This window comes from Candidatus Vampirococcus lugosii, from assembly GCF_018420025.1.
In the GTDB taxonomy this organism is placed as follows: domain Bacteria; phylum Patescibacteriota; class Gracilibacteria; order Absconditabacterales; family Absconditicoccaceae; genus Vampirococcus; species Vampirococcus lugosii.
This window is the reverse complement of the sequence record NZ_JAEDAM010000001.1, coordinates 1-12,413: the sequence shown is the minus strand read 5'-3', so window position 1 is coordinate 12,413 and position 12,413 is coordinate 1. Positions and strand designations below refer to the sequence as shown.

Sequence of the window (12,413 nt, the reverse complement as noted above, 5' to 3'; positions counted from 1 at the left end):
ATTTTGTTTATGGAAAATCTTAAAGATTTCTTACAAGTTTCAAATATTCAAAATGCACAAAAGCAACCTGAATTTATTGATCATCTTTTTTCCAAAATAGATTATCATATATCAAAAGATGGTAGAGTATTAATATTAACTCTGACCAAAAGATCAGCTGAAGAAATTACAAATTTTTTTGTTTCCAAATGATATAAAACTTATTATCTTCATAGCGAAATAGATACTATTGATCGTTGGGATATTATAAAAAAACTTAAAACATGACAAATAGATATCTTAATTTGAATTAATCTTTTGAGAGAATGAATAGATTTACCTGAAGTTAGTTTTATATGAATTTTGGATGCTGATAAAGAATGATTTTTGAGATCTACTACTTCTTTGATACAAATTATTTGAAGAGCAGCTAGAAATCCTAATTCTGAAGTATGTTTATATGCAGAACAATTTACAGCTTCTATAACTAAATCACTTTATGAAACTTATCGTAGAAGACAAATACAACAAGAATATAATCTCAAACATTGAATAACTCCACAGAAAGCTATTTCAAATATTAAAGATTTGAATGTAGTAAAAAGTGATGATGAATTGCAAAATATTCCTATATGAGCCAAATCCAAGATGAAAAAATTAAAAAGAATGACCAAAAAAGAAAAAGATATAATATTAAAAGATTTAAAATCTCAACTTGATCAAGCTATTGCAAATCGGGATTTTGAATCTGCTGCTATTATTAGAGATCAAATAAAAGAAATAGAATGAGATTAAATATTTTATATGTAATATATTATTAAATTATGATTTTGTATTGAAAACCAGTATCTGATTTGATAAAAGAAAAAATTATTAAATCAAATTTATGAAAAAATATATATATTTGAATATTATTATTATCTGATGATTTAGCTAGTCAAACATATGTAAATCATAAAAAAAATTTTTGAGATGATGTTTGAATATGTGTGAAAATATTTTCAAAAGAAAATATAAATTGTGAAAATATAGATGAAATACTGTCATTGATATATCAATTAAATAATGATAATAATTGTGTTTGAATAATAGTTCAATTACCATTAAATAATATTATAGAGCATTACAAAGCTGATATACTTTCATCAATATCTAGCAAAAAAGATATTGACTGATTATGATGAATTAATTTTTGACTTAATTTAGTTTGAAAAACTAATTTCTTACCTGCTACACCAAAATCTATAATTAATATATTAAAATATTATAAACTTGATGATTTTGAATGAAAAAAAATTTCTATAATATGACAAAGTAATTTGATTGGTAAACCTCTTGCATTAGAATTTATGAAAAAAGAAGCAGAAGTTTTTTCTTTTAATAAAAAAATAGACCCCAGAGATTTAGCATATTTTTGTAAACAATCTGATTATATAATATGTGCAACTTGAGTTGCTTGATTGATAAATTCAAATTTTGTAAAAAATGATAAATCACAAATATTAATAGATGTATGATTTTCCAAAAAATGAAATAAAATTATGTGAGATATAAATTTTGAAGATGTAAAAGATAAAGTAAAAGCTATTAGTCCAGTTCCTTGATGAGTATGACCTACAACTATTGCTTGTTTATTTGAAAATATATTAGAATTGTATAATAATTAAATTACAGTAGGGTAATGTATTTTGATAAAATTATATTTTTTATTTAATTTTTATATGTTTTAGTATCAAAAATGTTAGAATTATTTTATAATAAAATATTTATTGCAACAGTATTTTCTACAGTATTAGCACAATTGATAAAAACCTTGCTTGATGTTTTGCAAACTAAAAGATTTGAACGAAGTTCTTTATTTAGAGGTGCTTGAATGCCAAGTTCTCATACATCAACTGTAGTTTCACTTAGTATATGAGTTTTTATCGTAGAATGAGTAAATACAGTTTCTATTATAACATTTGTATTTGCAAGTATTGTTGTAAGGGATGTAATATGAGATAAAGTATTTGCTACACAACAGCAAAATATAATTAATATTATTATTCAAGATATTGTTGAAAATAAAAAAATAGAACGAAATCATTTGATATGACATTCAGCTTTGGAAGTGTTATTTGGTATATTAATTGCTATATTTAGTATCTTTGTTATATTTGTTTTATTTTAGTTTTTTAATAGAAAATCTGTAAGAAATGAGTAATAATAAAATGTTAATATTTACTTTGTTTTTTATGAGTATAGTTTTTATTATGTTTGGAGTTATTTTTGGTTATCCTGCAATAAAAATGTTTTTCAGTAAAGATAAAGTTCTTATTGAATGAAAGATTATTTGATTTGAAATTGGTTATATTGATTGAAAAGAATGTTTTTATCCTTCAATACAATATGAATGTTCTTGAAAAAAATTAAATTATACTACAAAAATTTGAACAACTTGAAAAAAAATTAATATAAATGAAACTGTTGAATTATATTGTAATCCGAATCAACCAGATAATGTTATTATGAATAATTTTGGTGATAAATATTTAGGTTTATTATTTTTATTTATATGATTATTATTGCTAATAATTAATTTATTTATTATATATTTTTTTATGGCATATAAATCACAAAATTAATTTATTTGGGTTTTTATTCATTTTTTCCCATTTAATATGTTTTCAAAATTTTCTAAATTTTTTCAATTTAGAATATAGCTTTTGTATCAAGTATTTAATAAGTTCAAAACTTTTTGTTTCATACTTCATGTTGCATCATTTTCATTATCCCAAAAAGATATATTTTTTATATTTTTTTTGTTTATAAATTCTATAATTTTACCATTAGTATCCAATACTCAATCTATATCAGATAATATAAAAGATTTTTCAATTTTTTCATTTTTTATAATATCGCTAATTATTCTATCGGAACTAATTATTTCCGTTTTATTAATATATCATCATATAATAATATTATTTTGTATTAGATTTATTTTTTCTATACTATCAAAATATAATCTTTCAAAATTATTAAATATATTATCTATTTTTTTAAAAAAAATCTTTAACTTATTTTCAAGTTTTTTATAATTATTTATATTTAATCAATTATTTTTTACAAATCAATGTCCCCAATTACCAGTACCATGGACAAGAATTATTTTTTTATTTATATTTTCAATAATATTTTTAAATTTTTTTAAATGATTAAAATCTATAAATTCTTTTTTATTTTTGTCAGCAAAAACTGATCATCATAATTTCAAAACTATCATAATTATTTTTTAGTTTTTAAAATTTTTTCAATATTTTTTATTATTTTATTTAATTCTTTTATATATTCTTTATTATATTCTCAATTTTGTATTGTTTTAGCGGCAAAATTTTGTGTTCAACTTACAATATTTGTAAATATTGCTTCAAAAGTTATAGGTCTTATAGAACTTTTATCATTTTTCCATTTTTCTATTAGAGATTGAATATTTACAAATCTTGATGATATAATTTCATTATTAGTAATATTTGATAAATTTCATTCAAAATTTGTTTCAAAAATATCTAGATTTATTTTTTCTACTCAATGTGATTTTGAATAATATATATTTACTTTTCCTGTAAAATCAAAATTTTGTTTTGGAATTTCCAATCAAGTTTCTTCATAAATTTCTCTTTGAGCAGTATCTATTGATTGTTCTCATTTATTTATTTTTCCAAATACTATTGATTCTTGTCATTGTTTTTTCCAAGTGGATTCATTTGGATTGTTTTCAAACACTGTTAATATTTCATTTGAAGAATTTTTTACAACAACTCATACTCAATTTATTTCATTTATTCATAAATTTAGTCATTCAAATATTTTTTTATCCATTATAATTTAGAATTAATTAATAATTAAATTTTCCAGTTTATTATTTCTTTTCATTGTTTTTGTAATATTTCATTTGCTTTTGAAAAATGTTTATTTCCAAAAAATCATTTGTGTGCAGAAAAAGGACTAGGATGAGCTGATTTAAGTATATAATGTTTTTCTTTATCAATCAATTTTTCTTTTTCTTGTGCAAAATTTCCCCATAACAAAAATATTATTCAATTTTTTTTATCTGATATAATATTTATTACTTCATCAATAAATTTTTCCCATCATTTATTTTTGTGAGAAGATGCTTGTCATTTTCTTACGGTAAGAATTGAATTTAATAATAAAACTCATTGTTTTGCCCAATTTGTTAGATCTCCATTGTCTCACATTTGGACTTGTAGATCATTATTTATTTCTTTAAAAATATTTTTTAATGAAGGTGGTAATGATATTCATTTATTTACAGAAAAACACATTCAATTTGCTTGTCAAACTCAATGATATGGATCTTGTCATATTATAACAATTTTTACTTTATCAAAACTACAATTATTAAAAGCAGAAAAAATTTTTGAAGAATGAGGATATATTTCATATTTGCTTTTTTCTTGCAACAAAAAATCTTTTAAATTCAAAAAATATTCTTTTTCAAATTCATTCATTAATAATTTTTTCCAAGATATATCTATTTGAGGATTTATTTTTTTCATCTTAAAAAATAATTTTTAGTAATTTATTATTAAATTTATATTTATTTTTTTCTTGATTTTTTGTATGCATCAATCATTTTCATTATTTCTTTTATTTGTTTTTGGTTAAGTACTTCGCCATTTAACTCTTCTACCATAACAAAAATTTCTCAAATATATTCTATAAATTTATCGTTATTATAATTAAATTTTCATTTATAAATTTCTAATTTTCTATCTACAATTGTTTTTGTATTTCTTCGTCAAAATTTTCATAATAAATTTTTTTCTTCTTTATTTGATATACTTATTCATTCATAATCATCAAATTCATGTATCATATCAAAATCAAGAATCATATTTGAATAAATTTTATTTCTAATTATAGATATTTCTTTTTTATCAAATTTTGATAATAATTTTTCTTCAATTTTATTAATTTTATCATCAATATCAATATCTTCTTTGAAAGAGTATTCTATATATTTTTTAAGTTTATCCAAAGAATTTTTTATATCATTTTCTTCTGATATTTCATTATATTTTGATAAAGTATATTTAAAATTTCAATTATGATCTAAATCAACATTTATTACAAAAGAAAATGATTTAATATCAAACAAACTTTCTAATTGTCAAGAATTTATAATATTATTTATATCTGCTTCAACAGTTTTAGTAAAATCATTAATAACAGGTCTAGCTCAATATTTTTTTGAAAAAGATCTATCAACAATTTTTTTTAAAACTTCATCACTAATATTTAATTTAAAATTTCATTCAAGAACTCAAAAATGTCGTGATATATCTAGTACTTCTTTTTTCAAAATTTCAAATAAATCTTCTTTATTCAAATTTTCAAAAGTAATAAATTCATCAACTCTACCGATAAATTCTGGTGAAAAAACTTTATTAAAACTGTTTTTATAATCTGCTTTTTGTCATTCATCATTTTTTTCTTGCACAAAACCGATAGATTTTTTGATTGCTTCTCTATTTCAAACATTTGATGTAAATATTATTATTGTATTTGATAGATCAGTTTCTTGACTGTATTTAAGTTTGTTATCACTTTCTTTTCAACTAGGAAATCTTATTTTACCATCTGCCATTGCTCATAATAATGATTGATGAATATTTGGATGTGCTTTTTCTATTTCATCAAACAATAATATTGAAAAACTATTTAATCTTGAGATTTGTCTATGAATTAAATTTCTTTTTTTTGATTCTTGATATGATTTAAATAAATTTATATCATTTAGTGGGGTAGGTTCTCAATATCAAACATAACTTTTTGGTGCTCAAAATAAATTCCTAGCAGTATGATCTTCGGAAAATTCTGCACAATCTATTTTAGTTATATAATCTTCTGATCATAACAAAATATCAGCTAATACTTTTGTAATTTGTGTTTTACCAACTCAAGAAGGTCAAGCAAAAAAGAAAACTCATAATGGTCATTTTTTACTTCTAATAGGTGCAATATTATTAAATACAGCTTCTATCAAAGCTTTTTTTGCTTTTTCTTGTCATATAATTTTTTCTTCAAATTTTTCTTTTAATTCTTTTTTGAATTCAGATTCAGCATTTGGATTTAATTCAATATTTTCAATATCTCATTTCAATAACATATAAATTTCTTTTGATAATTCTTCTATTTGTATAATTTCTTCTATTTTTTCATCTTCAATTTGGTGTGTAATTTGTAACATATTCTTTTTTATTATATATAAAATATTGTTTATATATATAAATATTATTCTTAAAGTCAATATTTATTTAATAAAAAATAAGAAGAATTTATTTTTTAAGATTGTTTATATTTTTCCAAAGTGCTATTTATCAAATTTAAAAATTTTTATATGTTATTTATTTTACTATATTAATAATATTGTAAAAAATTATATAAGTTATAAAAAATATTTTTATATTTACTTACAAAAAACAACGGATCAATCTCTTCAAGTTCAAGATGAATCTATATAATTAGTATTATCAATAAATCAAGTTCTACTATTAAAATAAGTTATTTTTGTATTTGATGGACTATTTCAAACTTTATTAAATATTATATCATAATTTTTATTTATTTTATCACTCAATATTTCTTTTATTTCAAAAGTTATTTTATCATCAGAAAAAACTTTAGTATCTAATATATTTTTTGCATCATCTATACTAGCAAGTCAATTAAATCAATTAGATTTACATATATTGTCAAATTCATCATTTAAATATTTTCAAGATATTACAAGATTTTTTTGAATAGACTGAGTTAAATTTCAATCAAAAACAAAAAATCAATATTTATTATAATCATTATTCAATTCAAAATTTTTTGATAATTCTAAATTATCAGTGATGATAGTAGGTAGTTCAGGTGAAGCAGAATGATTAGATACATATTCTAGGTCAATTTCATAATCCAATAAAGAAACAGCAATTGAATATCATAAAAGATTAGATAAATCTTTTCATAAATCATTTATATTTAATAAATTCATATTTTGATCAAAAAAGAATAAATTTGCTAGAGAGTTTACTAAATATTTTTTTCAATTTAAATTATATTCAATACTTCATTTGGATAAATGAGTTAGACTTGATTTAGAATCAGAATCAAGAGAAAATTTTGTTCATCTTATAACCAAAACTCAACTATTGGAATCACTAATTTCATAATCAGAATCTCATCATAATTTTACAAAATCATATGCTATTCTTCAAACATTATCTAATATTTTAAATTTTGATTTTTCTCAATCATAGTAAAAATCTTTAATAGATAATGATGCAATAGAATTCTTATTTGGACTAATTATTTGTAAATTTCAATTTGGATATATTATTTTGTATACAAATTCTTTTCATTCAAAACTTAAATCTATTTGTTCAACATTATCTAAATGAGGAAGTATATTAACATCATCATTTAAATTAATATCATTATTCAAATTTCATAAATCAATTTTACCTAAATCTTTACTTGTTTCAATTACTTCAATATCGGCATTTCATGATATTTTTTCCAATATTATTTTATTATTAAATGATGGCATATATGGTAAAGTTTGTGTGGAAGAGTTTTTTACTAATTTACTTGAATTATAACTTTTTGTTATAGATTTGGAAATATCTATACTTCATGTAAGATATCATATATTTTGATTATTTATATTTTGTATATATCATATTTGATATTCGCTATTATCATTTAATACTGAATAAGAATAACATCTTTTGTTTTCTCAAACAGAATATCTAATATCATAGTTATATTTATTAAATTCTTCATCATTTATACCCAAACTACATGTAGTTCATTGAATAGCATATAAATCAGGAATATTTTCATAAGATACTGTTGAATCTTCCAAATGTATTTTATTAAAATTTGAATCTAATAATACAACATCTCAATATGGTTTTGGATAATTTCAATTATAATTTTTTTGTAAATAAAAATTAATAAAATTAATATTATTTAAATTTTGTTTGTTTACATCTATAGATTCTTGTTCTTTAAAATATCAAAGAACAATAAAACTAATTATTCAAATTACTGTGATAAACATAAATATAATTATAAAATTTAATATATTTTTCATTAATTATTATTTTATTTTTTAAAAAATACTTTTTTATTTTTTTTGATTATTTATTAGTATATAATATTTTTTTAATTTTTCAATATATTTTTTGTATAGTTTATTTAGTAATTCAAAAAATTATACTACTCTTCTTATTTCATCCAAAGTAGTAAGTCAATTTAACATTTTTATATATGCATCTTCTTTCATAGTCAAAAATCATGATTGTCTTGCTTCAGAATACATATATATATCTGGTTTATCATTTAATATAGTATTTTTTATGTTATCATTTAATTCAAAAGTTTCTACTATTGCTATTCTTCACATAAATCAATCAGAACCACATTTTTCACAACCACTTGGTAGTGGTACATATCAATCAAAAGTTTCTTTTATATTTTTATTAATATCTTTCATAGATTTTAAATTTTGTTTTATATCTTCTTCTTCTGCTAATTTTGCTTTTCTATTATTTTTACAAGTATGTAATTTTCTCAATAATCTTTGTCATATTACCAAATTTAATGCTGGAGCTAACATATAAGGTTTTACTCACATACTTAATAATCTAGATATTGTTTCTATTGCACTATTTGTATGTAAAGTAGATATTACTAAATGTCATGTAAGTGCTGCATTTATTGCTATTTCTGCCGTTTCCAAATTTCTTATTTCTCAAACCATTATTATTTCTGGATCTTGTCTCAATACAGCTTTAAGTCAATCTTCATAATTATATCAATTTTTTGCAGATATTTGACTTTGTTGAATTCATGGTAATTCATATTCTACTGGATCTTCCAAAGTTATTATTTTTTTACTGGGAGTATTTAAATAGTTTAACATTGAATATAATGTTGTAGTTTTACCACTTCAAGTAGGTCAAGTTACTAATATCATTCAGTGCTTTTTTTTTAAATTTCTACTAAGAACATTTAATGTCTCTCACATAAATCAAATATCTCAAAATCATAATACAGAATTTGTAGAATCCAAAAATCTCATAACAATACTTTCTCATCTAAGTCAAGGCATAAAACTTACTCTGACATCTATTTTTTTTGTAGTTTCATCTTTATTATAACTTACAAAATCAAACCTTCAATCTTGAGGAGTTTTGGAAATATTTAATCTAACTCAAGCCATAAATTTAAGTTTTACCAAATATTTTTTGAATTCTTGATATTCAAAAACTAATATAGTTTTCAAAATTCAATCCCTTCTTAAACGAAGTACTATACCACTTTCTTCTGGTTGAAAATGTAGATCTGATGCATTAGATTGAAAAGAAAGTCTTATTAATTCAGTAATAAATTCTTGTTCAGAATATTTAGATTTTTCTTCATATAATTTTTTTAATACATCTATCGCATATTTTCATCTAACTGTTTTTCTTTGTTTTAATAAATCTTCTGCTTTTTTTTCTTCTTTATACAAATTATCATACCAATTCATAGCAAAAGCAAAAGACACTTCATCTACATAAAAAAATTCAAATTTATATCATTTAACAGCAATTTTATCTAAAATTTGTGTCAAAATAGATGGATAATTATTAGTTGTAAGTATATGTAATTTTTTTGAGTCACCATCAAAAATTATTGCTTGTGCTTTTTCAGCAATAGAATATGAAAGTATTTTTAATTTATCATTATCTGGATTTATTTTTTTTACATCTGATAAATCTAAAATCTTCTTGGATAAATTGTTTTTCATTTTAATTATTATTTTCAACTAAATCATCATAACTATATATTTTGTATCAACTATCATCATTTATTTCTATTAAACTATCTGGAGGTATAAATCAATTTTTGGATAATCTAACAAAATCATTTTTGGAAACTATAAATTTTTCTTGTTTTTTTCTTTTTCAATTAGGAAGATAAAGATATGCAAATCAACGATTTCTCATAAATTCATTAAATATCTTGTCTATACGAACATCAATTTCTAATCATGGTAATATTTCTTCATTTTTTTCCAAAATTTCTTTTATTATTCTTTTCATATATGCTATAGTAATATATCATTGTAATCTAATCATTGATTCCAAAACTCTTGCTCAATGCATTATACTATGTGCATTATATCAAGATTCATTGTTATTATTTACCAAAACTATTTGAAATTCTACAGAATTTATTGTTTTATCTCATACTTTAACTGGTCAAGTAAATTTTACATCTTTGTAATTATCTCAAGTTTTTGGTTTTTTTTCAGATTTTTTTCATACTATATCTCTTTGTATAGTAGATATAAATTTTTGTCAAAACAAATATTTGTTTTCCAAAAAATATTTATGATCAAAAAGTCATTTATTTTTAGCAATTATTCAAATATGTTTGTCTTGAGAAAAAAAATGATAATAAATATGTTCCATAAGATGAATTGCTTCTTTTTCATTAGAAACTTCAGCTTTAAATCAAACTAAATCTTTTATAGATTCTATTGCTCAATATTCAAATTGTGATAACATTTTTAATAATATACTTGATTCAGATTTTGGTCTTCAAATAAGATTAAAGTCTACTGGATATAATCCATAAGTATTATTTGGTAATGTTCTATAATCATTTTCAGATTTTTTAATTTTTGTAAATTCATCGCAATTCCCATCAAAATATTCATCACATATTTGTTTATAATCATTTTCTGCCATTTCCAAAAAACCACTTTTTCTAATATTACTCAATACAACAGAAATTTTTAATAAACTACAAGTAATTTGTCTGAATTTATTATTTCTTAAATTATTTGAAGAAGTTTTTCATTTTACAAAAGAAAAAAAATCATCAAATCAATTAAATTTATATCAAGATTTATTTGGACAAAAAGATTTTGGTATATCTCTATGAAATAAATTTTTATAATATTTTGATGCATCTTCCAATAATTCAGATATTATATCAAATCATTCTTTACTAATAAAAAAATTTCAATCACTTTCATTTATATTTTCATCTCAAACAATGTATCTTACAAATTCTGCTATATTATCACTTGTATATGTATCAATATTATGAAAATCTATTACACTTGCTCAAATTTTATCAATAATATATTGAAACTGTCAATCACCAAAATTTGATATAAGCATAGAAACAATTTGTTCATTTAATTGTTTGTCATAATTAATTTCATTAAAATGTTCTGGATAATGATCTAATGTATTATTCATTTATTGCAAATAAAATAAAAAAGTAAAATTTAATACATATTATATATAAAATATAGTTTAAATCAAGTAAACATTTCTTTAATATATTCCCGCCCGGGCGAGGAAAAGATATTGATTTTGGTAAAGAAAAAAATATAATGAAAAAGATTTAGTAATATTAAAAAAATAAAGATATGAAAAAAATAGCAATATGAATACAAGATTTTAAGAAATTAATAACAGATAATTATTATTATATAGACAAAACTAAAATAATATATAATTTGTTGATAAGTAATAATTATTATTTTTTGTCTAGACCAAGAAGATTTGGGAAATCATTAACATTATCAATGATAAAATATTTGTATATGTGAGAAAAAGAATTATTCAAAAATACATATATTTATGATAAGCGAAATTTTGAAGAAACAAATCCAGTAGTGTATATAAGTTTTGCAAGTTATAATAAATTTAAAGATGTAGAAAAATTTATAAAATATAATTTGAATATATATATAGAAGATAAAATATATAAAATAGAAGATTTTGTAGATGAAATAGATTTATGATATTTGGTAAAAGAAATATATGAAAAGACAGGAAAACAAGTAGTAGTATTGATAGATGAATATGATAAAGTAATATTAACACATTTACAAGATAGAAAAAAAGCAGAATATTATAGAGAATTTTTTGGAGCTTTTTATTCATGAATTAAAGATGCAGATCAATATATAAAAATGTTTTTTCTTACAGGCTTGACGAAAATATTAAAAATGAATATATTTTCAAGTTTGAATAATTTGCAAGATATAAGTTATGATCCTTTTGTTTATGATATAATGTGATATACTTGGGAAGATATAGAAAAAAATTTTGAAGAAGAAATAAAAGAAATAGCTGAACAAGAATGAAAAGAGGAAAAAGAAATAAAAGATAAAATAAAATTGTATTACAATTGATATAATTTTGGAAATTCGGAAGATACAATATTTAATCCATGGAATATAAATAATTTAATTTTGAAAAGAAATTTTCAGTTTTACTGGTCAGATACGGGAATACCGAGTGCGATAGTGGATTATATAAAAGAAAAAAATATAGATGTAGTAGAGTTGGTAGAGAGAATAAATACAA

The 12,413-nt window shown here is 20.6% G+C and carries 12 protein-coding genes; 5 read left to right on the top strand and 7 right to left on the bottom strand.

The window, feature by feature from the left end; translation table 25 throughout:
• Positions 1 to 9 precede the first annotated feature (9 nt).
• The 4 genes from VAMP_RS00060 (at position 10) to VAMP_RS00045 (ending at position 2,603) form a co-directional block, all read left to right on the top strand.
• Positions 10 to 774, top strand: coding sequence for a helicase-related protein (locus VAMP_RS00060; RefSeq protein ID WP_213347940.1), 765 nt, complete (start codon positions 10 to 12; stop codon positions 772 to 774).
• Positions 775 to 803: 29 nt separating this feature from the next.
• Complete coding sequence (locus VAMP_RS00055; protein WP_213347938.1) at positions 804 to 1,646, top strand: bifunctional 5,10-methylenetetrahydrofolate dehydrogenase/5,10-methenyltetrahydrofolate cyclohydrolase; 843 nt, start codon at positions 804 to 806, stop codon at positions 1,644 to 1,646.
• A gap of 71 nt (positions 1,647 to 1,717) precedes the next feature.
• The gene (locus tag VAMP_RS00050; RefSeq protein WP_213347936.1) at positions 1,718 to 2,149 is read left to right on the top strand and encodes a divergent PAP2 family protein; all 432 of its coding nucleotides are present in this window, start codon (positions 1,718 to 1,720) and stop codon (positions 2,147 to 2,149) included.
• A 25-nt stretch (positions 2,150 to 2,174) separates the two neighbouring features.
• Positions 2,175 to 2,603, top strand: coding sequence for a DUF3592 domain-containing protein (locus VAMP_RS00045; RefSeq protein WP_213347934.1), 429 nt, complete (start codon positions 2,175 to 2,177; stop codon positions 2,601 to 2,603).
• Here VAMP_RS00045 and VAMP_RS00040 read toward each other — a convergent pair.
• The 7 genes from VAMP_RS00040 to VAMP_RS00010 all read right to left on the bottom strand — a co-directional run bounded on the left by VAMP_RS00040 (position 2,600) and on the right by VAMP_RS00010 (position 11,294).
• Positions 2,600 to 3,241, bottom strand: a complete 642-nt coding sequence (locus VAMP_RS00040) for an amino acid kinase family protein (RefSeq protein ID WP_213347932.1) — start codon at positions 3,239 to 3,241, stop codon at positions 2,600 to 2,602. The two genes, VAMP_RS00045 and VAMP_RS00040, sit on opposite strands and share 4 nt — an antisense overlap.
• A 2-nt stretch (positions 3,242 to 3,243) precedes the next feature.
• Positions 3,244 to 3,837 carry an NUDIX hydrolase gene (locus tag VAMP_RS00035; RefSeq protein WP_213347930.1) on the bottom strand — a complete coding sequence of 198 codons (594 nt, stop codon included), beginning with the start codon at positions 3,835 to 3,837 and terminating at the stop codon, positions 3,244 to 3,246.
• A gap of 23 nt (positions 3,838 to 3,860) precedes the next feature.
• Positions 3,861 to 4,538: a uracil-DNA glycosylase gene (ung, locus tag VAMP_RS00030; protein ID WP_213347928.1), complete on the bottom strand. Its 678-nt coding sequence runs from the start codon at positions 4,536 to 4,538 to the stop codon at positions 3,861 to 3,863.
• A 41-nt stretch (positions 4,539 to 4,579) separates the two neighbouring features.
• Complete coding sequence (locus tag VAMP_RS06815; RefSeq protein WP_213347926.1) at positions 4,580 to 6,232, bottom strand: AAA family ATPase; 1,653 nt, start codon at positions 6,230 to 6,232, stop codon at positions 4,580 to 4,582.
• 219 nt (positions 6,233 to 6,451) lie between these two features.
• Positions 6,452 to 8,095, bottom strand: coding sequence for a hypothetical protein (locus VAMP_RS00020; RefSeq protein ID WP_213347924.1), 1,644 nt, complete (start codon positions 8,093 to 8,095; stop codon positions 6,452 to 6,454).
• A gap of 153 nt (positions 8,096 to 8,248) precedes the next feature.
• Positions 8,249 to 9,829, bottom strand: a complete 1,581-nt coding sequence (locus VAMP_RS06810) for a GspE/PulE family protein (RefSeq protein ID WP_213347922.1) — start codon at positions 9,827 to 9,829, stop codon at positions 8,249 to 8,251.
• A 1-nt stretch (position 9,830) separates the two neighbouring features.
• Entirely contained in the window at positions 9,831 to 11,294 is a 1,464-nt protein-coding gene (locus tag VAMP_RS00010; protein ID WP_213347920.1) for a hypothetical protein, read from the bottom strand.
• 173 nt (positions 11,295 to 11,467) lie between these two features.
• Between VAMP_RS00010 and VAMP_RS00005 the strand changes: the two genes are divergently transcribed.
• Positions 11,468 to 12,413 (top strand): AAA family ATPase (locus VAMP_RS00005; protein WP_213347918.1); only part of this gene is annotated, 946 nt, incomplete at its 3' end.